Consider the following 22,767-nt stretch of genomic DNA (forward strand, 5'->3'; position numbering starts at 1 on the left):
CCTGGCCGTAGCGCGCCACGATGCGGTTGCCGATGAAGCCGTCGCACACGCCCGAGACCACGGCGACCTTCTTGATCTTCTTGGCCAGGGCCATCGAGGTGGCCAGCACGTCGTTGCTGGTCTTCTCGCCGCGCACCACTTCGAGCAGGCGCATCACGTTGGCCGGGCTGAAGAAGTGCAGGCCCACCACGTCTTGCGGGCGCTTGGTGAAGGCCGCGATCTTGTCGAGGTTGAGGGCCGAGGTGTTCGAGGCCAGGATGCAGCCGGGCTTGCACACTTCGTCTAGCGTCTTGAAGACCTGCTCTTTCACTTCGATGCTCTCGAACACGGCTTCGATCACGAGGTCAACGTCTTTGAAGTCGTTGTAGCTTAGCGTTGGCGTGATGAGAGCCATGCGCTCGTCGAGCTGGGCTTGCGTGAGCTTGCCCTTGGCCATGGAGTTCTCGTAGTTCTTGCGGATGGTGGCCAGGCCCTTGTCGAGTGCTTCTTGCTTCATCTCGAGCAGCACCACGCCTATGCCCACGTTGATGAAGTTCATGGTGATGCCCACACCCATGGTGCCGGCGCCGATCATGCCCATCTTCTTGATGTCACGCAGCTTGGTGTCTTCGGGGATGTCGCTGACCTTGGAGGCCGCACGCTCTGCGCTGAAGATGTGGCGCAGCGCGCGCGACTCGGGCGTGGCCATCAGCTGCATGAACAACTCGCGCTCGGTCTTCAGGCCTTCGTCAAAAGACTTGCCCACCGATGCGGCCACCGCTTCCACGCACTTCAGCGGCGCGGGGAAGTTCTTGGCCATCGCGCCCACCGTGTTGCGGGCGAATTGCAGAAAGGCCTCAGAGCCAGGCTTCACTTGCTTGACCTTCAGGTCGCGCACGCGCTTGAGCGGCAGCTTGTCGGCCACGGCCTTCTCGGCAAAGGCGAGGGCGCCTTGCAGCAGGTCGCCTTCGATGATGTCGTCGAGCAGCGGCGTGCCCTTGAACTTGGCGGCCGGCGTGGGCACACCCGACACGATGAGGTTGAGTGCGGCCTCCAGGCCGATCAAACGCGGCAGGCGTTGTGTGCCACCGGCGCCGGGCAGCAGGCCCAGCTTGACTTCGGGCAGGCCCAGCTGTGCATCAGGCTTGGCCACACGGAAGTGCGCGCCCATGGCCAGCTCCAGGCCGCCGCCGAGCGCCATGCCGCCAATGGCCGCGATGACCGGCTTGGTCGAGTCTTCAAGTGCGCGGATCACGACGCCCAGGTTCGGGTCCATGCCGGCCTTGGCGGTGCCGAATTCCTTCACGTCGGCGCCACCCGAGAAGGCGCGGTCGCTGCCGATCAGCACGATGGCCTTGACCTTGTCGTCGGCGAGAGCCTTGTCGAGCCCGGCCACGATGCCGGCGCGCAGCGAGTGGCCCAGGCCGTTCACGGGCGGGTTGGCCAGCGTGACGATGGCGACGCTGCCGCGAAAGTCGTACTGGGTGGAAGTCGGTTGATTGCTCATGTGCGGAATCTCCTGAAAGTCACTTGCTGGGACGGCGGCTCGGCACGGACCGGGCCCGATGCAGGTTGGTTTTGCCGGCTGCAGATTTACGTTCTGCTCTGTGGAACATTATTTCGCAAAGACGATCATCCTAGCCACTGAGGGCAGGCTTGTAAACACGGTTAATCCCCGTTTGAAATCAGGTGCGGCCCCACGGCTTGTCGCCGGTGTGACAGGCGCTTTTCCAAGAAACACGCAGCGTGATCAGTGAAAGTTCCAATTTTCAAATTCTCGTTTTGCGATGCAGAATGCGCCACTTCTTCGTCTATTCACGACTTCTTCCCTCATTTCCCCGTTCTAGGCCTCGCGCCACAGGAGACAACATGGATCTCGACTACAGCCCCGAAGAGCAGAAATTCCGCGACGAGGTGCGCAGCTTCATCGCGACCCACTTGCCCGCCGAAATTCGCGCCCGCAGCGGTTCTGGCGAACGCCACTTGGCCGAAGACATCACCCGGTGGCAGAAGATCCTGAACGACAAGGGCTGGGGCGCTTCGAGCTGGCCTGAAGAGTACGGCGGCACCGGCTGGAACTCCGTGCAAAAGCACATCTTCGACGAAGAGTGCGCCGAAGCCGGCACCCCGATGCAGCTGGCCTTCAGCGTGAAGATGGTCGCGCCGGTCATCATGCGTTTCGGCAATGCCGCGCAGAAGGCGCACTACCTGCCGCGCATCATTTCGGGCCAGGACTGGTGGTGCCAGGGTTACTCGGAGCCGGGCGCCGGCTCTGACCTCGCGTCGCTCAAGACCCGCGCCGTGCGCGGCACCGACGCCGATGGCGAGCACTACATCGTCAACGGCCAGAAGACCTGGAACACGCTAGGCCAGTACGCCGACTGGATCTTTGTCTTGGTGCGCACCAGCACCGAGGGCCGCAAGCAAGAAGGCATCAGCTTCCTGCTGATCAGCATGAAGACCCCGGGCATCACCGTCAAGCCGATCATCATGCTCGACGGCGGCCACGAGGTGAACGAAATCTGGTTTGACAACGTGCGCGTGCCGGTTGAAAACCGCATTGGTGAAGAGAACAAGGGCTGGACGTACGCCAAGTTCTTGCTCGGCCACGAGCGCACCGGCATTGCCGGTGTGGGCCGCTCCAAGGTGGCGATCAAGCGCCTGAAGACGCTGGCCCGCAAGGTGCCTGGCGACAACGGCAAGCCGCTGATCGAAGACATGCGCTTCCGTGATCGCCTGGCCCAGGTCGACATGGAGCTGATGGCGCTTGAGATCACCAACCTTAAGCTCGTCTCGCAAGAAGGCAAGGCGCATGCGCCCGGCCCCGAGGCCTCGATGCTGAAGATCAAGGGCTCCGAGATCCAGCAGATGCTGACCGAGCTGTCGATGATGGCGCTGGGCCCCTACGGTGTGCCTTGGCTGCGCGAAACGCAAGACCTGTCGGGCAACCCGCAGCCGCTGACCGAGTTCTTCGCGGCCCGCGAAACGCTCATTCCGGGCGCGTACTACAACACCCGCAAGACCACCATCTATGGCGGCTCCACCGAAGTCCAGAAGAACATCATCAGCCAGATGATTCTTGGCCTCTGAGCTCCGCAAGAGCATTGCCAACCCATCTCCTTTCGGGCTGAGGTACCGAAGCCCTGCGCAGGCTTCGACAGCCCGAACGGTGATTGACCACCAAATTCAAGGAACTGACATGGACTTCAACCTCAGCGAAGAACAGACCGCCATTCAAGACAGCCTGAAGCGCTACCTCGCCAAAGACTACAGCTTCGAGCAGCGCCGAGCCATCGTGAAGGGCGCCGTGGGCCACAGCGAGCAGGCCTGGGCCACCTATGCCGAGCTGGGCCTGTTGGCCTTGCCCTTTTCCGAGGCCGCGGGCGGCCTGGGCGGCAACGCCATCGACACGATGGTGATCGCCGAGACGCTGGGCACCGCGCTGGCGGTCGAGCCCTTCATCCCCTCGGTTGTGATCTCCGGCAGCCTGCTCAACGACATCGGCAGCCCGGCCCAGCGCGACACGCTGCTGAGCGGCATCATGGGCGGCACGCTGCTGGCCACCTTGGCGCACCAAGAGCCGGGCGCGCGCTACAACGTCAACCACGTGGCCACTACCGCCAAGAAAGATGGCGACGGCTGGTCGCTGTCGGGCCACAAGGCTGTGGTGCTGGCCGCTCCCTCGGCGCACAAGCTGCTGGTCTCGGCCCGCACTTCTGGCTCGGCGTTCGACGCCAACGGCGTCTCGCTGTTCGTCGTCGATGCCAAGGCCTCGGGCGTGACGATTCGCCCCTACGGTACGCAAGACGGCCAGCGCGCTGGCGACGTGATCTTGAAAGACGTGAAGGTCGGTGCAGATGCGCTCGTGGGTGCCATCAACCAGGCCCTGCCGTCCATCGAGCATGCGATAGACCGGGGCGTTGCCGCGCTGTGCGCCGAAGCCGTGGGGGTGATGACCACGCTCAATGCGCAGACGCTGGAGTACCTGAAGAACCGCAAGCAATTCGACCAGCCCATCGGCAAGTTCCAGGTACTCCAGCACCGCATGGCCGAGATGGCCATGGCGGCCGAGTACGCCCGCGCGATGGCGCTGCTGGCGGCAGTGAAGGTTGATGACAAAGACGTGGCCGAGCGCCGCCGCAATGTGTCGGCCGCCAAGGCCTACATCGGCCAATCGGCCCGTACGGTGGGCCAGGGTGCGGTGCAGATGCACGGCGGCATGGGTGTGACCGATGAGCTGATGGCCGCGCACCTGTTCAAGCGCCTGACGGTCATCAACGCCACCTTCGGCGACATTGACCACCACCTGGGCAAGGTCAGCGATTCTTTGCTGGCCGCCTGATGGACCTGATCGTCAATCGCCGCGACCTCGACTTCCAGGTTTTTGAAGTCCTGGAAGCTGAGGCGCTGACCCAGCGTGAGCGCCACGCTGACCACAGCCGCGAAACCTTCGTTGCTGCGCTAGACGCTGCGATGGCGATCGCCACCGACAAGTTCGCCACGCACAACCGCGCGTCTGACGAAGAAGAGCCCACCTTCGACGGCCAGCGCGTGCGCATCATTCCCCAGGTGAAAGAGGCGCTAGACGCCTTCTGCGCCGCCGGCTTCATTGCGCCTACGCACGACTACGAGCTGGGCGGCATGCAGCTGCCGGTGCTGATGGGCCAGGCCTTTTCGGCCATCTTCAAGGGCGCCAACGCGGCCACCAACTCGTATGTGGGCCTGACGATCGCCAACGCCAACGTCATCAAGCGCTTCGGCACCGAGTCGCAAAAGAAGAAGTACCTGCCGCACATGCTGGCCGGCCGCTTCTTCGGCACCATGTGCCTGACCGAGCCGCAGGCCGGCTCCAGCTTGTCAGATATCACCACCACCGCCACACCCAACGCCGACGGCAGCTACAGCCTCACCGGCAACAAGATTTTCATCTCGGGCGGTGACCACGAGCTGAGCGACAACATCGTCCATCTGGTGCTGGCCCGCCTGCCCGGCGCACCTGCGGGCGTGAAGGGCATCTCGCTCTTTACCGTGCCCAAGTTCCACGTCAACGACGACGGCAGCTTGGGTGAGCGCAACGACGTTGCATTGGCCGGGCTGATCCACAAGATGGGTTGGCGCGGCACCACCTCCACCATGCTGTCCTTCGGCGAGAAAGGCTGCTGCATCGGCGAGCTGATCGGTGAGGCCAACCAAGGCCTCGCCTGCATGTTCCACATGATGAATGAGGCCCGTATCGGCGTCGGCATGGGCGCGGTGATGTTGGGCTATCGCGGCTACCTGGCTTCGCTGGCGTATGCGCGCGACCGACCGCAAGGCCGCCGCGCCGGCAACAAAAACCCGGCGGCTCCGCAAGTCAAGCTCATGGAGCACGCCGACATCCGCCGCATGCTGATTGCGCAGAAGGCGTATGTCGAGGGCGGTTTGGCGTTGTGCCTCTACGCAGCGCGTTTGGTGGATGAACAGAAGACGGGTGAATCTGAATTGGCGCGCGACGAGGCGAGCCTGCTGCTGGAGCTGCTCACGCCGGTGGTGAAGTCGTTCCCGTCGCAGTGGTGTCTTGAGGCCAACAGCCTGGCCATCCAGATCCACGGCGGCTATGGCTACACGCGTGAGTACCCGGTCGAGCAGTTTTACCGCGACAACCGGCTCAACATGATCCACGAGGGCACGCACGGCATTCAGGCGATCGATTTGCTGGGGCGAAAGGTCGTGATGCAGCAAGGCGCTGCGCTCGAATTGCTGGGGCGTGAAATGGCAACCACCGCCAAGGAGGCCTCTGCCTACGAGACCCTGAGTGCGCCGGCCGATGCGCTCAACATCGCATGGGCCAACGTGACGCAGACGGTGCGCGCGATCGCCCCGCTGCTGAAGGAAAGCGGCGAACTCGCGCTTGCGAATTCAGCGGTCTTCCTGGAAGCCTTCGGCCACACCGTTGTGGCGTGGCAATGGCTGCGCCAAGCCCTGGTCGCGACACGCGCGCTGGCCGGCGCCAAGAGCGAAGACGACATCAACTTCTATCGCGGCAAGCTGCATACCTGCGACTGGTTCTTCGAGTGGGAACTGCCGCGCACCAGGCCTCAGCATGAGTTGTTGCGCAGCTTGAACGACTCCACGCTGAAGATGCAGGACGCCTGGTTCTGATGGCTGGTTCTGATGGCTGGCACGCGGGAATGACGGCGAGGGTTTGATGAGTACCGAGAAGCCAGGCGATATCCCCGACGGCTACACCCCTCTGATCCCCGGCGGCCAGTGGCTCATGCACGCCGGCCCGATCTACCAGCGCCCGGCACCCGATGGCGGCGTGATCATCGCCTTGCGCGTGGGCAAGCAGCACACCAACATGCGCGGCATCGCGCATGGCGGCATGCTGGTCACGCTCGCTGACAGCGCTCTCGGGCGCAACCTCAACATGTCGCGCCAGCCACCGCAGCCCATGGTGTCGGTCAACCTGTCCACCGACTTTTTAGGCTCGGCCAAGGTGGGCGATTGGCTCGAAGCGCATGTGACGGTGCGCAAGCACGGCAGCCGCCTGTCGTTTGCCGAATGCAACCTGATGGTGGGTGAGCGTGCCATCGTGCGCGCAAGCGGCGTGTTCGCCGCGGTCAACCCCGTGGTGCCGCGCGAAGTCACCGAAAACTGAAAGCCGCGGCAGTACAGTGCCGCCCATGACCACCCTGCTCCCTGCCGATGCCGACGGCGTGCTCAAGCTCGCCGCGCAAAGCATGTTCGACACGCTGGCGCAAGCCGCCATGGGCATGATGGTGGTCGACCGCAACCACCGCATCGTGTGGATCAGCGAAGGCTACAAGCGCTTTCTGCCCGACTTGGGCCATGAAGAGTCTGACTTCGTGGGCCGCCGCGTCGAAGAGGTGGTGCCCAACACACTGATGGCCCATGTGATCGACACCGGCCAGCCCATGCTGGTGGACTTGCTCACCAACCAGGCCGGCACCTTTCTCGTGAGCCGCCTGCCGCTGCGCAACGCGCAGGGCGAGGTGATAGGCGCCATGGGCATGGTGCTGCTCGACCACCCCGAGACCACCATGCAGCCGCTGATGACCAAGTTCAGCCGCCTGCAGCGCGAGCTCGATGATGCACGCCAGCAGCTGGCCGCGCAGCGCCGCCCCAAGTACACCGTGGCCAGCTTCATCGGCACGAGCGCCGTGGCGATGGAGGTCAAGCGCCAGGCGCGCCGCGTGGCGCAGACCGACAGCACCGTGCTGCTGCTAGGCGAAACCGGCACCGGCAAGGAGCTGCTGGCCCACGCCATCCATGCCGCCAGCACGCGTGCCGCGCGCTCCTTCGTGGGCGTCAACATCGCCGCCGTGCCCGACACCTTGCTCGAAGCCGAGTTCTTCGGCGTGGCGCCCGGCGCCTACACCGGGGCCGACCGCAAGGGCCGCGACGGCAAGTTCAAGCTGGCCGATGGCGGCACGCTATTTCTCGACGAGATCGGCGACATGCCGCTTGCACTGCAAAGCAAGCTGCTGCGCGTGCTGCAAGAGCAAGAGGTCGAGCAGCTGGGCAGCAACGTGGTGCAGCGCGTGGACGTGCGCATCATCGCGGCCACCAGCCGAGACCTGCCGGCCATGGTGGCAGCCGGCAGCTTTCGCGCCGACCTGTACTACCGGCTCAACGTGCTGCCCATTCGCCTGCCGGCGCTGCGCGAGCGCATGGCCGATCTCGAAGCCCTGATCGAAACGCTGGCCGAAGACATCGCACGTCGCAGCGGGCTGCCGCACAAGGGCCTGAGTGGCGACGCGCTCGACCTGCTGGCGCAACAGTCATGGCCCGGCAACATCCGCGAGCTGCGCAACGTGCTGGAACAGGCCACGCTGATGACCGACGACCTGGCGCTCAATGCCGGGCATTTCAATTCCCTGCTGGCCGGTGAGCCGCACTTGCCCGTCGCGGCGGCGCGCCGTGCGGAGCCGAGGCCGCGCGTGGTGGAGTCGGCCAACGTGGGCGAGCCGGTCTCGGCGGCGTCCATCAAGCCGCTGCCGCAGGCCATTGCCGAGCTCGAAGCGCGCGCCATTCGCGAGGCCCTGGTCGCGACCGGCGGCAACAAGCTGGCCGCGTCGCGCCTCTTGGGTATTTCACGCGCAACTTTGTACGACAAATTGCCGTTGATCTGAGGCCGTTTGTTAGGCCGGTCCATCTTTACCTCGCAGAAACTCAGTTTCGGTGACTTCTACCAATGCAGCTGCAACCCTTCGCAGGCATGCTCTGTAGCTTTGTGATTCGCCTTCTGCCATGCACCGTCGCGACCCTGCCCGCTATACATCGCTACCCATTTCTTTGAGTGTGTTGACCCTGGCGGCGCTGTCGGCCACTGGCCATGCCCAGACAGCCCCCGAGGCAGTACCGGCGGCCGCAGCGCCTGCTTCAGCGCCAGCTGCGGCCCAGCAGCTCGCGCCTGTGCAGATCACCGGCACGCGCGCCAATGACATGCAGGAGCGACGGCAGTCCACCGCTGCCAAGATCGTGATCGGGCGCGAAGAGATCGATCGTTTCGGCGACAGCACGGTCGGTGAAGTGTTGAAGCGCCTGCCCGGCATCACGCTGCAAGGCGCGCCGGGGCGGGGTGGCGCCATTCGCATGCGCGGCCTGGGCAGCGGTTACACGCAGCTATTGCTTGACGGCGAGCCCGTGCCGCCGGGCTTTTCAATTGACTCGCTCACGCCCGAGCAGGTCGAGCGCATCGAGATCTTGCGTGCGCCCACGGCCGAGACGGGTGCGCGGGCCATTGCCGGCACCATCAACATCATCACGCGCGAAGGCTTCAAGAAGCGACTCAACAACGTGCGCTTTGGCGCCGGCTTTGAAAACGGCCGCGTGCAGCCTGGCATCTCGTGGACGCGCAACGACACGCTAGGCGAGTTGATCTACAACTTTTCGCTCTCGGCCTTCCGCCTCAACCGCCTGACCGAAAGCACCACCACCACGGTGCACGAAGATTTCGACCCGGTGCTGGGCTACACCACGGTCAAATCAGAAGCGGCCGAGTCGCGTGAAAAGCGCAGCGGTCTGCACGCCACCGGGCGCTTGCAATGGAAGGGCGAGAAGGGCGCTTCGGCGCTGCTGATGCCGTTGCTGATTTACAGCGACACCGACACCGTGCGCAGCTCGCGGCTCAACCAAACCACCACCCTGGCCCCAGCCGACCCGCGCGCAGAAAAGCCCTACGACATCAGCACAGGCCACGCCACGGGCACCTACACCTTGGCGCGCCTCAACGGCCAATGGAACCGCTCGATCGAAGGCGCGGGCCGCGTCGAGCTCAAGGGCGGTTTCGGCCAAGGCCGCTGGAATGGCCGCAACCAACGCTACCTGCGCAACGACGACGGCTCTGCCACGCTCTCGCAGCCCGCAGACTTCGATGACATCAACAGCGCCCGCGACACCAACGCCACGCTAGGCTCGAAATACACCACCCTGCTCGCCAACGACCACAGCTTCGTCGCCGGCGCCGAGCTCGAAAGCAACCGGCGCAGCGAGACGCACAGCGAATCTGATGAATCGGGCGACGACTTTTCGGCTGACTCTTTCCGCACTGCGGCTTACGCGCAAGACGAGTGGAATGTCACGCCGCAATGGGCGGTGCACCTGGGCCTGCGTTGGGAAGGCATACGCACGCGCAGCGACGCCGTGCAAACCGGCAGCGGCAGCCTGGTCGACGTTTCCAACCGCAGCAGCGTGTGGACGCCGATCTTTCACACCGTCTGGAAGCCCGACCCCAAGAGCCGCGATCAGGTGCGCTTGAGCCTGACCCGCAGCTACCGATCGCCGACCCTGCAAAACCTGATCGCCCGGCCGAAAGAATCAGAGCCCAACTCTGCGACGCGGCCCGACCGCGTGGGCAACCCCTACCTGCAGCCTGAGCTGGCCACCGGCGTTGATGTCGCCATTGAGCGCTACCTCGCGGGCAGCGGCATCCTCAGCGCCAACGTGTTCCACCGCCAGATCAGCCACTACATGCGCAACGTGACCACGCTCGACACGGCGACTGGCCGCTACGTGGCGCGCGTTGAAAATGTGGGCGACGCCGTCACCAATGGCATTGAGCTCGAAGCCAAGGTTCGCCTGAGCGATGTGGTGGCTGATGCACCACCGGTCGACGTGCGCGCCAATGCCAGCGTGTTCCAGTCGCGCGTGAAGCAGGTGCCGGGCCCCGACAATCGGCTCGACCAGCAGCCGGGTGGCACGGTCAACGTCGGTGCCGACTATCGTTTGCGCGGCACGCCCCTCACCCTGGGCGGCAACCTCAACTGGACGCCGGGCTACACAACCCGCATCAGCGAGACGCAGTGGGTGCTGCAAGGGCGCAAGGTGGTGGGCGATGCTTATGTGCTTTACACCGTGAACCCCGCAGCGCAGGTGAGGCTCACGGCGAGTAACTTTGCGCCGCGCGACTACCTCACGGGCAGTGCTTACGAGAGTGCCGCCTTCCGCGAGACTTCAGAGACAAATACCACCTCGTACCTCAACTGGCAGTTGCGTTTCGAGCTGAAGCTTTGACTGCCTGTTTGTCAGGCAGTGTCTGAAATGCAGGCTTCTCAAAACAAGAAATGCCTGAAAAACCTACATATCTCTAGGGTGTCGTTGCGTGATCTCCCTAGCTTAAGTCGGTGTTTGCCCTGATATGGTGCTTTCGGGCACAGCGTTTGCGCTGTTTCTCGCTGCAGCCGCGTGACCGCGTGGCCCGTCAGAACCAAAACAGGAGACACCATGTCCTTCGCTTCGCGCCGCCTGGCACTCGTCACCTCTCTTGCGGCGCTCGCCGCTGCCACCGCGCCGCTCGCCTTGGCGCAGACCAAGGGCGAGATCCGCATTGCCCACGTGTACAGCAAGACCGGCCCGCTAGAGGCCTACGGCAAGCAAACGCAGACGGGCCTCCTGATGGGCCTCGATTACGCCACCGGCGGCACCATGATGGTCGCCGGCAAGAAGATCGTGCTGATCGAGAAAGACGACCAGGGCAAACCAGACATCGGCAAGAGCCTGCTCGCCGCGGCCTACGGCGACGACAAGGTCGACCTCGCCATCGGCCCCACCTCATCGGGTGTGGCGCTGGCGCTGCTGCCGGTGGCCGAGGAGTACAAGAAGATCTTGCTGGTCGAGCCTGCCGTGGCCGACTCGATCACGGGCGACAAGTGGAACAAGTACATCTTCCGCACCGGTCGCAACAGCTCGCAAGACGCCATCAGCAATGCCGTCGCGCTCGACAAGCCCGGCGTGAGCATCGCAACGCTGGCGCAAGACTATGCCTTCGGACGTGATGGCGTGAAGGCTTTCAAGGAAGCGATCAAGTCGGCCAAGATCGTGCACGAGGAGTACCTGCCGACCAGCACCACCGACTTCACCGCCGGTGCCCAGCGCATCATCGACAAGCTGAAAGACGCGCCGGGCCGCAAGGTCATCTTCATCATCTGGGCCGGCGCGGGCAACCCGTTCAAGATCGCCGACCTCGACCTCAAGCGCTACAACATAGAGATCGCCACTGGCGGCAACATCTTGCCGGCCATGACGGGCTACAAGCAGTTCCCCGGCATGGAGGGCGCGGCGTATTACTACTTCGGCATCCCGAAGAACCCGGTCAACGAGTGGCTGGTGGCCAACCACTACCAGAGGTTCCAGACCCCGCCTGACTTCTTCACTGCCGGCGGCATGAGCGCCGGCATTGCGGTGGTTGAAGCGCTCAAGAAGACCAAGGGCGACAGCAACACCGACAAGCTCATCGCCACCATGGAAGGCATGAGCTTCGAGACGCCCAAGGGCAAGATGACCTTCCGCAAAGAAGATCACCAGGCCATGCAGAGCATGTACCACTTCAAGATCAAGGTCGACCCGGCCTTTGCGTGGGGTGTGCCCGAGCTTGTGCATGAGATCAAGCCGGAAGAGATGAACATTCCGATCAAGAACAAGCGCTGAACACCTGTTCTCTGCCACCGTTGCACGGCCCTTCGACATCCACGAAGTGGATGCCCTGTCCTGAGGTATCGAAGGGTCGGGGTGAGCGGGCGGGGCGTGCAAGGACTGATGAATCCCTCAGTCCGCTCAGGCTGAACCTTTGATACCTCAGGGCAGGGCGCACCTACCGGTGCCTCGAAGCCCTCCAGTTGGAGATCACACCATGTCCATCGCTCTAAGGTCTCTGAGCGCAGCCGCTGCATTGCTGCTTGCCGCTGCCACCCAAGCCGCCGTGCCCCTGCCGGCACTCAACGTCGACACCAGCCAGATCACGGTGTCGGGCTTGTCGGCGGGTGGCTTCATGGCCAACCAGCTCGGCTATGCGTACTCGGCCACCTTCAAGGGCGTGGGCGTGTTCGCGGGCGGCCCCTACATGTGTGCCGGCCACAGCAACTACACCGCCTGCATGTACAACGCGACGGTCAGCGCCAGCATGCTCAACACCATGCAGGCCGACCTCAACAACTGGAGCGGCACGGCCATCGACAACAAGGCCAACGTCGCCAACCAGAAGATCTACATGTTCGTGGGCACCAGCGACTACACCGTCGGCCCCAACCCGATGAACGCGGTGCAGACGCAGTACACCAACAGCGGCGTAACGGCGGACAACCTCGAGTACGTGAAGCGTGCCAGCACCGCGCACGTGTTCCCGACTGACTTTGACAGCGCCGGCAACAACAGCTGCAGCAGCAGCGCCTCGCCTTACATCAGCAACTGCGGCTACGACGGCGCCAAGGCTGCGCTCACCAAGTTCTACGGCACGCTCAACGCGCGCAACAACGCGCCGGCCGCCGCCAACTACATCGAGTTCAACCAAGCCGCCTTCACCACCAACCCGGGCGTTGCCGCCACCGGTTGGGTGTACGTGCCGGCCAGCTGCGCCAGCGGCACACAGTGCAAGCTGCACGTGGCGCTGCACGGCTGCCAGCAGGGTTACGCGACCATCGGCGACAAGTTCGTCAAGAACACCGGCTACACGCGCTGGGCCGACACCAACAACATCATCGTGTTGTTCCCGCAGGCCAAGGTCGACAGCACCAGCCGCGCCACCGCGGCCAGCGGCTCGCTCGCCAACCCCAACGGCTGCTGGGATTGGGTCGGTTGGTACGGCAGCAACTTCGCGCAAAAAGCCGGCACGCAACAAGCAGCCCTCAAGGCGATGGTGGATCAGATCGCATCGGGCGGTGGAAGCACGGAGCCGCCGCCCCCACCACCGCCGCCGCCACCGCCACCGCCACCGCCACCGCCACCGGCGGCCACTTGCTACACCTCGTCGAACTATGCCCACACCACCGCCGGCCGTGCGCACCAGAGCGGGGGCTACGCGCTGGCCAATGGCTCGAACCAGAACATGGGGCTGTGGAACACATTCGTCACGACGACGCTGAAGCAGACCGCAAGCAACTACTACGTGATGGGCACGTGTCCGTGATGGACACCTGCGGCACGCCTTCGGACTGACTGAGACCTAATGCTCGAAACCCAAGACCTCACCATCCGCTTCGGCGGGCACGTCGCGGTGGACCACGTGAGCTGTGCCTTCACCCCCGGCACGCTCACGGCCATCGTCGGGCCCAACGGCGCGGGCAAGACCACCTACTTCAACCTCATCTCCGGCCAACTGCGCGCGACCGAAGGCGTGGTGAAGTTGAACGGTGTCGACATCACGCACGAAGCCGTCTCGGCCCGCACCCACCGCGGGCTGGGGCGAGCCTTCCAGCTCACGCAGCTGTTTCCCAACCTGACGGTGGTGGAGAACGTGCGCCTGGCGGTGCAGTCGCGCCGCAAGGAAGGCCTCAACCTGTGGTCGGTGTGGCTGGACCGTCGCGAGACGCTGGAGCGCGCGCATGCGCTGGTGGAGCAGGTGCGCCTGGCCGACAAGGCCCACGCCACCGCCAGCAGCCTGCCGCATGGTGATCAACGCAAGCTCGAAGTCGCCATGCTGATGGCGCTAGACCCGCAAGTTTTCATGTTCGACGAACCCACCGCGGGCATGAGCGTGGACGAGGTGCCAGTGATCCTGGACCTCATCCGCGCACTTAAAGCCAAAGGTGACAGCACCATCTTGCTCGTGGAGCACAAGATGGACGTGGTGCGCGAGCTGGCCGACCGCATCATGGTGCTGCACAACGGCCAGCTGGTGGCCGATGGCGACCCCGCCACGGTGATCGCCTCGCCCATCGTGCAGCAGGCCTATCTGGGCGTGAGCGCCGAGGTGGCGGCATGAACGCGCGCCGCCCACCGTTCGGGCTGAGGTATCGAAGCCCAGCACATGCGGTTGCGGAGCAAGGCTTCGATGCGCCGGAAGGCGCACCCCGTCCTGAGCTTGTCGAAGGGTCAGCCCGAACGGTTGATGGTTTGCTGCTGCAACTCCAAGACGTGCACACGAACATAGGCGCGTACCACATCCTCCACGGTGTCGACTTCGCCGTGCCCACCGGGCAGGTCACCATGCTGCTGGGCCGCAACGGCGCGGGCAAGACGACCACGCTGCGAACCATCATGGGTTTGTGGGCTGCCTCGCAAGGCAGCGTGACATTCGACGGCCAGCCCCTGGCGGGCCGCACCACGCCCGACATCGCGCAGCTGGGCATTGCCTATGTGCCCGAAAACATGGGCATCTTTGCCGACCTCTCGGTGCGCGACAACATGCTGCTCGCCGCGCGCAACGCGCGCTCGGTAGAGCAGATGGACACGCAACGGCTTGAGTGGCTGTTCGAGCTTTTCCCGGCGGTGAAGAAGTTTTGGCTCTCGCCCGCGGGCAAGCTCTCGGGCGGGCAGAAGCAAATGCTGGCCATCGCGCGCGCGATGGTCGAGCCGCGCCGCATGCTGCTGATCGACGAGCCCAGCAAGGGCCTTGCGCCGGCCATCATCCAGAACCTGATCACCGCACTGCGCGAGCTGAAGCGCACGCAGACCACCGTGTTGCTGGTCGAGCAAAACTTCAGCATGGCGCGCGCCTTGGGCGATCAGGTGGTGGTGATGGACAACGGCCAGGTCGTGCACCGGGGCGTGATGGCCGAGCTGGCCGATGACGAAGGTTTGCAGCAGCGGCTGCTGGGGTTGTCGCTGGGAGCACACCAATGAACAAGAGCGGATTTGACTGGTTGCCTTTGGCGCTGGTGCCGGTGCTCGCCATGCTGGCGCTGCCGGCCATAGGCTCGCCCTCGTCATGGCTCACGTTGACCGTGGCGGGCCTGGCCATGGGCATGATCATTTTCATCATCGCCTCGGGCCTCACGCTCGTCTTCGGGCTGATGGACGTGCTGAACTTCGGCCATGGCGTGTTCATCGCACTCGGTGCTTTCGTGGCGACCAGTGTTTTCGGTGCGATGGCCGACTGGACGGCCTCTGAGAGCCTGTGGCGCAACCTCATCGCCGTCTTCAGCGCCATGGTGGTGGCGATGGCGGTGGCCGGCGCCATCGGCCTGGCCTTCGAGCGCGTGCTGGTGCGGCCTGTCTACGGCCAGCACCTGAAGCAGATTCTTGTGACCATGGGCGGCATGATCATCGGCGAAGAGCTGATCAAGGTCGTGTGGGGCCCGGCGCAGATTGCCTTGCCCTTGCCCAGCGCGCTGCGCGGGGCGTTCATCTTTGGCGATGCGGCCGTGGAGAAGTACCGCGTGGTGGCGGTGGTGATCGGTGCCATGGTGTTGATGGCCATGCTCTTCACCCTCAATCGCACCAAGCTTGGCCTGCTCATACGCGCCGGCGTGCAAGACCGCGAGATGGTCGAGAGCCTGGGCTACCGCATACGCCGGCTTTTCATCGGGGTGTTTGTTGCCGGCTCTGCGCTCGCCGGCCTGGGCGGCGTGCTGTGGGGGCTGTACCAGCAAAACGTGATCCCGCAGATGGGCGCGCAGGTCAACGTGCTGATCTTCATCGTCATCATCATCGGCGGGCTGGGCTCGACCTTCGGCTGCTTCGTCGGTGCGCTGCTGGTAGGCCTGTTGGCCAACTACAGCGGGTTTCTGGCACCCAAGGTGGCGATGTTTTCCAACATCGGGTTGATGGTGGCGATTTTGTTGTGGCGGCCGCAAGGCTTGTATCCGGTGGCGAACCGATGACAGCAACCCCCGACTCAGGGCGAACGGAATGAAACGCCTCACGGTGAACGGAGCGAAACGCCCATGCTGAACCGCCTGCTCTCCCACGACTTGCCACGCAACCGCTGGCTCGCGGCTCTGCTCATCGTGCTGGTGCTGGGCCTCGCGCTCACGCCCTTTCTCTTCCACAGCACCAAGGCGCTCAACGTGGGTGCCAAGATTCTGATCTTCATCGTGCTGGTGGCCAGCTTCGATCTGCTGTTGGGCTACACCGGCATCGTGAGCTTTGCCCACACCATGTTCTTCGGCATCGGGGCTTATGGCGTGGCCATCGCCAGCACGCGCCTCGGCCCGGGCTGGGGCGCGGTGCTGCTCGGCGTGGGTGCAGCGCTCTGTGTGTCGCTGCTGCTGTCGGTCTTGATCGGCCTTTTCAGCCTGCGTGTGAAGGCCATCTTCTTCGCCATGATCACGCTGGCGGTAGCGTCGGCGTTTCTCACGCTGGCCTCGCAGCTGTCTGATTTCACCGGCGGCGAAGACGGGCTCAACTTCAAGGCGCCCGAGGCCTTGCAGCCCGGCACGCACTACCTCGACGAGCGCTTCCTTGGTGCCAGCATCGACGGCCGATTCGCGAGCTATTACCTGCTTTTCGTGGTGACGCTGCTCCTGGTGCTGGCCCTGCTGCGCATCGTCAACTCGCCCTTTGGCCGCGTGCTGCAGGCGATACGTGAAAACGACTTTCGTGCAGAGGCCATCGGCTACCGCACCGTCGTCTACCGCACCTTGAGCAACGTGCTGTCGGCCCTGTTCGCCACGCTCGCCGGCTGCCTGCTCGCGCTCTGGCTGCGCTACAACGGGCCCGACACCTCGCTCAGCTTCGAGATCATGCTCGACATCCTGCTCATCGTCGTGATCGGCGGCATGGGCACGGTGTACGGCGCGGTGGTGGGCAGCGTGCTTTTTGTCCTCGCGCAAAACTACCTGCAAGACCTGCTCAAGCTCGGTGCCAGTGCTTTCGAAGGTGTGCCCGTGCTGTCGCAGCTGGTCTCGCCCGACCGCTGGCTCTTGTGGCTGGGAATTCTCTTCGTGCTGTCGGTTTATCACTTCCCGAGCGGGGTGGTGGGGCGGCTGCGCGCCCTTGGGCAGCAGAGGGCGATCAGGCCTGACTGACGACAGATGCGGGGGACCAGGGAGGGTTGTTCATGAGCTTCACATCCAACTACATCAGCTGCGAGGGGCGCGAGCTCCACTACACGGAGTGGGGCGCTCAGCATGCCGACACCGTGGTCGCCTGGCATGGCCTGGCGCGCACCGGCCGTGACATGGACGACATTGCCGAGCACTTGTCGCAGCGCTACCGCGTGGTCTGCCCCGACACCATAGGCCGGGGCTTGAGCGAGTGGAGCCCCAAGCCTGCCGATGAGTACTGCCTGGCCTTCTACGCGAAGCTCGCGGTGTCGCTGGTCAACCAGCTGGGGCTGGAGCGCTTTCACTGGCTGGGCACGTCCATGGGTGGGGCCATCGGCTTGCACGCGGCGGCGGGCGCATTGCGCGGGCGCTTGCGGCGCCTGGTGCTCAACGACATCGGCCCCGAGATCGCGCAGGTGGCCACCGATCGCATCCGCTCGTATGCCGGCAACCCGGCGGCCTTTGCCACCGTGAGTGAGCTGGAGGCCTACTTCCGCACCATCTATGCACCCTATGGCTGGCTGAGCGACGCGCAGTGGCGCCGCCTCACCGAAACGTCGACGCGCCGCCTGCCCGATGGCCGCGTGACGCCGCATTACGACCCGGCCATGACCCTGCAGTTCACCCACCACGGCGACGACTACCTGCAGTGGGATGCGTGGGACAGCCTAGAGCTGCCGGTGCTGTGCCTGCGCGGTGAAAGCTCCGACCTGCTGCTGGCCGACACCGCCGAGCAAATGCGCCAGCGCGGCCCGCGCGCGGTGGTCGCCACCATCGCCGGCTGCGGGCACGCGCCGGCGCTCAACACGCCGGAGCAGTTCGCCCTGATCGAGCGCTTCCTGGCTAACGTCTGAAATGACCGTCGGGGCCGATGATGGAGAGGTCGGCGTAGTCGAGGCCGGTGTGATCGGTCGGCGAGTAGCTCACTTCGAGCCCACCGATGTCGACATGGTTGAAGGTCTCGAGCGCGCGGCGCAGCTTGTCACGCGTGGGCCCGGGGCTCGCACGGCGCAGGCCTTCCACCAAAACCTTCGCCGAGACAAAGCCTTCGAGCATGACGGGCGTGAGCTCCAGGTTCTTGGCCTTGGCCAGATCCAACGCTTCTTTCACGACCGGCGAGGCGATCGAGCGCTCGTAGGGGAACACCTGGCTCACCACCACGCCATGGCCGATGGGCCCCAGCTCCTTCACGAAGCCCGCCGAAGCGTTGTTCGACAGCGTGACCATCTGCGCGCGCGAGCCTGCCGCGCGCAAGGCCTTCATGCCGTCGACGATGGCGGTGCCCGAGCCGATGAATACCACGGCCTGCGGGTCTTTGGCCATCAGGCGCGGAATGATGGCGCTGTAGTCGGGCTTGGCGCGGTCGTACTTCTCCAGCGCCACCGGTTCCTTGTTCACCGCTTTCATGCCTTTGAGCGCGCCCTGTACGGCGTCTGCACCGAAGCTGTCGTCCACTTGCACCACGGCAATGCGGTCGATGCCGATCAGGCTCAGGTGGGCTATCGAGCGCTCGGCTTCGCGCTGGTAGGTGGCGCGCACATTGAACACCCACGGGTTCACCGGGTTGTGCAGCACCATCGCGCCGGTGGACGGGCCGACGAGCGGTACCTTGGCCTCGGCCAGCAGCGGCATGATGGCCTGCGTGTGCGGCGTGCCGCGGTTCAGGAAGAGGCTGATCACGCCCTCGTCGATCAACTGCTTGGCATTGGTGGCCGCGAGTTTGGGGTCGAATTTGTCGTCGAGCGAGACAAGCTGGATATGGTTGCCACTGACGCCGCCGCGCGCGTTGATGGCATCGAAGTAGAGCTTGGCGCCGTCGGTGGCTTCTTTGACCGAAGCCGCCACCGCGCCCGAAAAGCCGGCGGTCTGCCCGATCTTGATCTCGGCCCAGGCAGACGGGCTGAAAAGGCCGGCCCACGCGACACAGCACAGCAGCAGCTTTTTCATGACGATTCTCTGGGCTAAGGGCAATTCCCGATGTTAGCCGCCGACCATGCGCCTGACTGTGTCGAGCGGTACCCGCGTTGTCATTCGGTCAACAAGGGCTGGCGCCCGCCGAACCCAAGGCACCTTGTTCAAACACAACAGAGAGTGAACCGATGAAGTGGATGCGTTTTCGGCTCGGAGAGCGTGAAGGATTTGGCAGCTTGCAGGGCGAGCAGGTGCATGTACACCAAGGCGAGATGTTTGGTCTATCGAAGCCCACTGGCGAGCATCTGCTACTCGCCGACCTGACCTGCCTCACCCCGTGCCTGCCCGGCAAAATGATTGGCCTGTGGAACAACTTCAATGCCGCCGCCGAGAAAAACGGCTGGGCGAGGCCGGCTGAGCCGCTCTACTTCCTGAAGGCGTCGAGCAGCTTTGCAGCGCATGGCCAGCCGATCAAGGTGCCAGCGCACTACGACGGCCGGGTGGCCTATGAAGGCGAGCTCGCGGTGGTGATCGGCACCGAGGCGCGCGCTGTGAGCGTAGTGGCCGCACCGGCGCACATCTTTGGCTACACCTGCGCCAACGATGTGACGGCCCTGGAGATGCTCACCCGCGACGCGAGCTTCCCGCAGTGGACGCGCGCCAAGAGCTTCGACACCTTTGGCGTGTTCGGCCCGGTGATTGAGACCGAGTTCGACTTTGCCGCAGCCACACTGCACACGCGTGTGGGCGGGCGTGAGCGACAGAACTACCCGCTGTCTGACATGACGTTTTCACCAGCCGAGCTGGTGTCGCGGCTGTCGCACGACATGACGCTGCAGCCGGGTGACGTGATCCTGTGCGGTACCTCGCTCGGGGTGCTGCCGATGAAGCCCGGGTCTTCGGTGGAAGTGGAGATCGACGGGATCGGGGTGCTCAGCAACACTTACGGGTGAGGCAGTGCTTTGCGTCCTGTCTTATGTCAAACCGTCAACGCGAATCAAGCAGCGGGTTGAACCAACAACCTGCCCTTGGCAGCCTCCAGCGTCTTGCCCAGCAGCAGGGTCGCCGCATAGATCGCACTGATCGTCGGCGTGGGCGTGTCGGTGATGCGCCCCAGCTCCACCACGCTGCCCACCAACGCTTCTAACTCCAGCGCACGCCCAGCCTCCACGTCTTGCAGCATCGAGGTCTTGTGCGCCCCCACGGCTTCGGCACCGGCAATGCGCTTGGCTAACGAGATCTTGAATTCGATGCCCAGCTTTTCAGCCACGGTTTGCGCCTCGCGCATCATGGCGGCGGCCAGCTCGCGTGCAGCCGGGAAGCGGCAGATGTCTTCGAGCGTGGCGTGTGTCAAGGCGCTGATCGGGTTGAAGCTCAGGTTGCCCCACAGCTTGACCCAGATCTCGCCGCGTATGTCTTTGCTCACCGGTGACTTGAAGCCGGCGCGCATCATGGCCTGCGACAGCGCTTCGATGCGCGGGCTGCGGCTGCCATCGGGCTCGCCCAGCGTGAAGCGGTTGCCTTCGATCACGCGCACCACGCCGGGTGACACCAGCTCGGCCGCCGGGTAGACCACGCTGCCGATCACACGCTCGGGCTCGATGTGCGCTGCGATCACGCCGCCCGGGTCCACGCTTTCCAACGTCCGGCCTTCATAAGGCCCAGCCAGCCTGTGGAAGTACCACCAGGGCAGGCCGTTGATCATGGTGACGACCATGGTGTCGGGCCCAAAGAGCGCGCGCAGGTCGGGCAGAACGTCTTTGAGTTGATGCGCCTTCAGCGTGAGCAGCACCGCGTCTTGCGGGCCGGCATCGGCCATGGCCTGCACGGCGCGCACGTTTGCGGCGTGTTGCTCGCTGCCGTCTTCCAAGATCAGCTTGAAGCCGTTGGCGTTGATGGCGGCGAGATTTTTGTTGCGCGCGATGAAGGTCACGTCTTCACCAGCGAGCGAGAGCTTGGCGCCCAGGTAGCCACCGATAGCACCCGCGCCGACGACGGCGATCTTCATGCTGCGTTCTCTTTGGACTTCAACTGCCGGCGCGCCACGCCCAAGAGCGGCGACAGCAGCATGAAGATGGCCAGGCCGGCGATGCAGGCCACGAGCGGGTTGGCCCAGAAGATCGACAGGCTGCCCTGCGACAGCAGCATGGCCTGGCGAAAGCTCGCCTCGGCCATGTCACCCAGCACCAGCGCCAGCACCAGCGGCGCCAGCGGGTATTTGAGCTTCTTGAACAAATAACCGAAGACGCCGAACACCATCATCATCACCACGTCAAACATCGAGCTGTGCACGGTGTACGCGCCGATGGCGCAGATGACCACGATCACCGGCGCGATCACCGAAAACGGGATGCGCAGGATGGCGGCCCAGAAGGGCACGGTGGTCAGCACCACGAGCAGGCCGACGATGTTGCCCAGGTACATCGAAGCGATCAAGCCCCACACAAAATCGGGCTTCTCGACGAACAGCATCGGGCCAGGCTGCAGGCCCCAGATCAAGAGGCCCCCCAGCAGCACCGCTGCGGTCGGCGAGCCCGGGATGCCCAGCGTGAGCATGGGCAGCAGGGCCGAGGTGCCGGCGGCATGCGCCGCGGTCTCGGGCGCCACCACGCCTTCGATGTTGCCCTTGCCAAAGCTTTCCGGGTCTTTCGACATGCGCTGCGCAATGCCGTAGCTCATGAACGAGGCCGGCGTGGCGCCGCCGGGCGTGATGCCCATCCAGCAGCCGACGGCCGTCGAGCGCAGAAAGGTCAGCCAGTGCTTGGGCAGCTCGCGCCAGGTCTCGATCACCACTTTCAGGTTGATGCGTGCGCTCTGGCCTTTGAACGACAGGCCTTCTTCCATGGTCAGCAAGATCTCGCCGATGCCGAAGAGGCCGATCACGGCGATCAGGAAGTCGAAGCCCTTGAGCAGATCGGGCACGCCGTAGGTCATGCGCAGCTGGCCGGTCACGGTGTCCATGCCCACGGCGGCGAGCGCAAAGCCCAGCATCATCGAGGCGATGACTTTGGCCGGTGGCTCCTTGCTCATGCCCACGAAGCTGCAGAAGGTGAGCAGCTGCACCGCGAAGAACTCGGCTGGCCCGAACTTCAACGCGAACCTGGCCAGCAGCGGTGCGGTGAAGGTGATCAAAATCACTGCGAACAGCGCACCGACAAACGACGAGGTGAATGCCGCGGTGAGTGCCTGTGCAGCCTTGCCACGCTGTGCCATCGGGTAGCCATCAAAGGTGGTCGCCACCGACCACGGTTCACCGGGAATGTTGAACAGGATCGACGTGATCGCCCCACCAAACAGCGCACCCCAGTAGATGCACGACAGCATGATGATGGCCGACGTGGGGTTCATCGAGAACGTGAGCGGCAGCAGGATCGCGATGCCGTTCGCACCGCCCAGCCCCGGCAGCACGCCGATGAGCACACCGAGCGTGATGCCGATCAGCATGTAGCCGATGTTCGGCAGCGTGAGCGCGACGCCGAAGCCTTGCGCGAGGTTGGAGAGTTCTTCCATGTCAAAGGCCCAGCAGGTTTTCGAGCGGGCCTTTCGGCAGCGGCACCAGGAACCACTTCTCGAAGACCAGGAAGAACACCAGCGGCACGCCGACCGACACCGGCAGCGTGACGCGCCAGCGGTACTTGCCGTAGCGCCACATGAAGTAGCCGATGAGCAGCGC

At 64.3% G+C, this 22,767-nt stretch carries 19 protein-coding genes; 14 read left to right on the forward strand and 5 right to left on the reverse strand.

Annotated features, from left to right (window positions below; translation table 11 throughout):
• Positions 1-1,486 (reverse strand): 3-hydroxyacyl-CoA dehydrogenase NAD-binding domain-containing protein (locus AC30QB_RS10105; RefSeq protein ID WP_489546085.1); only part of this gene is annotated, 1,486 nt, incomplete at its 3' end.
• A gap of 362 nt (positions 1,487-1,848) precedes the next feature.
• On the opposite strand from AC30QB_RS10105, the gene AC30QB_RS10110 reads away from it, so the two are divergent.
• The 13 genes from AC30QB_RS10110 to AC30QB_RS10170 all read left to right on the forward strand — a co-directional run bounded on the left by AC30QB_RS10110 (position 1,849) and on the right by AC30QB_RS10170 (position 18,037).
• Positions 1,849-3,069 (forward strand): acyl-CoA dehydrogenase family protein, encoded by a 1,221-nt coding sequence (locus AC30QB_RS10110; protein ID WP_489546086.1) that lies wholly within the window; start codon positions 1,849-1,851, stop codon positions 3,067-3,069.
• 109 nt (positions 3,070-3,178) lie between these two features.
• Positions 3,179-4,321, forward strand: coding sequence for an acyl-CoA dehydrogenase family protein (locus AC30QB_RS10115; protein ID WP_489546087.1), 1,143 nt, complete (start codon positions 3,179-3,181; stop codon positions 4,319-4,321).
• On the forward strand, positions 4,321-6,120 hold the full coding sequence (locus AC30QB_RS10120) for an acyl-CoA dehydrogenase (RefSeq protein ID WP_489546088.1): 1,800 nt from the start codon (positions 4,321-4,323) through the stop codon (positions 6,118-6,120). Before AC30QB_RS10115 ends, AC30QB_RS10120 begins: the two co-directional genes overlap by 1 nt.
• A gap of 46 nt (positions 6,121-6,166) precedes the next feature.
• A complete protein-coding gene (locus tag AC30QB_RS10125) occupies positions 6,167-6,619 on the forward strand; it encodes a PaaI family thioesterase (RefSeq protein ID WP_489546089.1) in 453 nt (150 codons plus the stop codon).
• Positions 6,620-6,644: 25 nt separating this feature from the next.
• Positions 6,645-8,114: a sigma-54 interaction domain-containing protein gene (locus AC30QB_RS10130; protein WP_489546090.1), complete on the forward strand. Its 1,470-nt coding sequence runs from the start codon at positions 6,645-6,647 to the stop codon at positions 8,112-8,114.
• 169 nt (positions 8,115-8,283) lie between these two features.
• The gene (locus tag AC30QB_RS10135) at positions 8,284-10,497 is read left to right on the forward strand and encodes a TonB-dependent receptor plug domain-containing protein (protein WP_489546102.1); all 2,214 of its coding nucleotides are present in this window, start codon (positions 8,284-8,286) and stop codon (positions 10,495-10,497) included.
• Between the two features lie 210 nt (positions 10,498-10,707).
• Positions 10,708-11,910, forward strand: a complete 1,203-nt coding sequence (locus tag AC30QB_RS10140; RefSeq protein WP_489546091.1) for a substrate-binding domain-containing protein — start codon at positions 10,708-10,710, stop codon at positions 11,908-11,910.
• 202 nt (positions 11,911-12,112) lie between these two features.
• The gene (locus AC30QB_RS10145) at positions 12,113-13,384 is read left to right on the forward strand and encodes an extracellular catalytic domain type 2 short-chain-length polyhydroxyalkanoate depolymerase (RefSeq protein WP_489546092.1); all 1,272 of its coding nucleotides are present in this window, start codon (positions 12,113-12,115) and stop codon (positions 13,382-13,384) included.
• Positions 13,385-13,423: 39 nt separating this feature from the next.
• Positions 13,424-14,179 carry an ABC transporter ATP-binding protein gene (locus AC30QB_RS10150; RefSeq protein WP_489546093.1) on the forward strand — a complete coding sequence of 252 codons (756 nt, stop codon included), beginning with the start codon at positions 13,424-13,426 and terminating at the stop codon, positions 14,177-14,179.
• 152 nt (positions 14,180-14,331) lie between these two features.
• Positions 14,332-15,039 carry an ABC transporter ATP-binding protein gene (locus AC30QB_RS10155; protein WP_489546094.1) on the forward strand — a complete coding sequence of 236 codons (708 nt, stop codon included), beginning with the start codon at positions 14,332-14,334 and terminating at the stop codon, positions 15,037-15,039.
• On the forward strand, positions 15,036-16,019 hold the full coding sequence (locus AC30QB_RS10160; RefSeq protein ID WP_489546095.1) for a branched-chain amino acid ABC transporter permease: 984 nt from the start codon (positions 15,036-15,038) through the stop codon (positions 16,017-16,019). The genes AC30QB_RS10155 and AC30QB_RS10160 overlap by 4 nt, the downstream gene beginning before the upstream one ends.
• A 63-nt stretch (positions 16,020-16,082) precedes the next feature.
• On the forward strand, positions 16,083-17,165 hold the full coding sequence (locus tag AC30QB_RS10165) for a branched-chain amino acid ABC transporter permease (RefSeq protein ID WP_489546096.1): 1,083 nt from the start codon (positions 16,083-16,085) through the stop codon (positions 17,163-17,165).
• Positions 17,166-17,197: 32 nt separating this feature from the next.
• On the forward strand, positions 17,198-18,037 hold the full coding sequence (locus AC30QB_RS10170; protein ID WP_489546097.1) for an alpha/beta fold hydrolase: 840 nt from the start codon (positions 17,198-17,200) through the stop codon (positions 18,035-18,037).
• Here the strand turns inward: AC30QB_RS10170 and AC30QB_RS10175 are convergent.
• A complete protein-coding gene (locus AC30QB_RS10175; RefSeq protein ID WP_489546098.1) occupies positions 18,027-19,130 on the reverse strand; it encodes an ABC transporter substrate-binding protein in 1,104 nt (367 codons plus the stop codon). The two genes, AC30QB_RS10170 and AC30QB_RS10175, sit on opposite strands and share 11 nt — an antisense overlap.
• 152 nt (positions 19,131-19,282) lie before the next feature.
• Here AC30QB_RS10175 and AC30QB_RS10180 point away from each other — a divergent pair, with 152 nt between their 5' ends.
• Positions 19,283-20,047, forward strand: a complete 765-nt coding sequence (locus AC30QB_RS10180; protein ID WP_489546099.1) for a fumarylacetoacetate hydrolase family protein — start codon at positions 19,283-19,285, stop codon at positions 20,045-20,047.
• A gap of 44 nt (positions 20,048-20,091) precedes the next feature.
• On the opposite strand, the gene AC30QB_RS10185 is transcribed toward AC30QB_RS10180, so the two are convergent.
• The 3 genes from AC30QB_RS10185 to AC30QB_RS10195 are packed head-to-tail and all read right to left on the reverse strand — an operon-like array spanning position 20,092 to position 22,746.
• Positions 20,092-21,102, reverse strand: coding sequence for a 2-dehydropantoate 2-reductase (locus AC30QB_RS10185; RefSeq protein WP_489546100.1), 1,011 nt, complete (start codon positions 21,100-21,102; stop codon positions 20,092-20,094).
• Positions 21,099-22,604 (reverse strand): tripartite tricarboxylate transporter permease, encoded by a 1,506-nt coding sequence (locus tag AC30QB_RS10190; protein WP_489546101.1) that lies wholly within the window; start codon positions 22,602-22,604, stop codon positions 21,099-21,101. Before AC30QB_RS10190 ends, AC30QB_RS10185 begins: the two co-directional genes overlap by 4 nt.
• Before the next feature lies 1 nt (position 22,605).
• Positions 22,606-22,746, reverse strand: coding sequence for a tripartite tricarboxylate transporter TctB family protein (locus AC30QB_RS10195; protein ID WP_489546103.1), 141 nt, complete (start codon positions 22,744-22,746; stop codon positions 22,606-22,608).
• Positions 22,747-22,767 lie beyond the last annotated feature (21 nt).

The organism is Rhizobacter sp. (genome assembly GCF_046595475.1).
In the GTDB taxonomy this organism is placed as follows: Bacteria; Pseudomonadota; Gammaproteobacteria; order Burkholderiales; family Burkholderiaceae_C; genus Rhizobacter.

Bases quoted from the DNA above. Each gene is read 5' to 3' on its own strand.
- AC30QB_RS10110 (WP_489546086.1), top strand. From the start codon at position 1,849: ATGGATCTCGACTACAGCCCCGAAGAGCAGAAATTCCGCGACGAGGTG.
- AC30QB_RS10115 (WP_489546087.1), top strand. From the start codon at position 3,179: ATGGACTTCAACCTCAGCGAAGAACAGACCGCCATTCAAGACAGCCTG.
- AC30QB_RS10120 (WP_489546088.1), top strand. From the start codon at position 4,321: ATGGACCTGATCGTCAATCGCCGCGACCTCGACTTCCAGGTTTTTGAA.
- AC30QB_RS10125 (WP_489546089.1), top strand. From the start codon at position 6,167: ATGAGTACCGAGAAGCCAGGCGATATCCCCGACGGCTACACCCCTCTG.
- AC30QB_RS10130 (WP_489546090.1), top strand. From the start codon at position 6,645: ATGACCACCCTGCTCCCTGCCGATGCCGACGGCGTGCTCAAGCTCGCC.
- AC30QB_RS10140 (WP_489546091.1), top strand. From the start codon at position 10,708: ATGTCCTTCGCTTCGCGCCGCCTGGCACTCGTCACCTCTCTTGCGGCG.
- AC30QB_RS10145 (WP_489546092.1), top strand. From the start codon at position 12,113: ATGTCCATCGCTCTAAGGTCTCTGAGCGCAGCCGCTGCATTGCTGCTT.
- AC30QB_RS10150 (WP_489546093.1), top strand. From the start codon at position 13,424: ATGCTCGAAACCCAAGACCTCACCATCCGCTTCGGCGGGCACGTCGCG.
- AC30QB_RS10160 (WP_489546095.1), top strand. From the start codon at position 15,036: ATGAACAAGAGCGGATTTGACTGGTTGCCTTTGGCGCTGGTGCCGGTG.
- AC30QB_RS10165 (WP_489546096.1), top strand. From the start codon at position 16,083: ATGCTGAACCGCCTGCTCTCCCACGACTTGCCACGCAACCGCTGGCTC.
- AC30QB_RS10170 (WP_489546097.1), top strand. From the start codon at position 17,198: ATGAGCTTCACATCCAACTACATCAGCTGCGAGGGGCGCGAGCTCCAC.
- AC30QB_RS10175 (WP_489546098.1), bottom strand. From the start codon at position 19,130: ATGAAAAAGCTGCTGCTGTGCTGTGTCGCGTGGGCCGGCCTTTTCAGC.
- AC30QB_RS10180 (WP_489546099.1), top strand. From the start codon at position 19,283: ATGAAGTGGATGCGTTTTCGGCTCGGAGAGCGTGAAGGATTTGGCAGC.
- AC30QB_RS10185 (WP_489546100.1), bottom strand. From the start codon at position 21,102: ATGAAGATCGCCGTCGTCGGCGCGGGTGCTATCGGTGGCTACCTGGGC.
- AC30QB_RS10190 (WP_489546101.1), bottom strand. From the start codon at position 22,604: ATGGAAGAACTCTCCAACCTCGCGCAAGGCTTCGGCGTCGCGCTCACG.
- AC30QB_RS10195 (WP_489546103.1), bottom strand. From the start codon at position 22,746: ATGTGGCGCTACGGCAAGTACCGCTGGCGCGTCACGCTGCCGGTGTCG.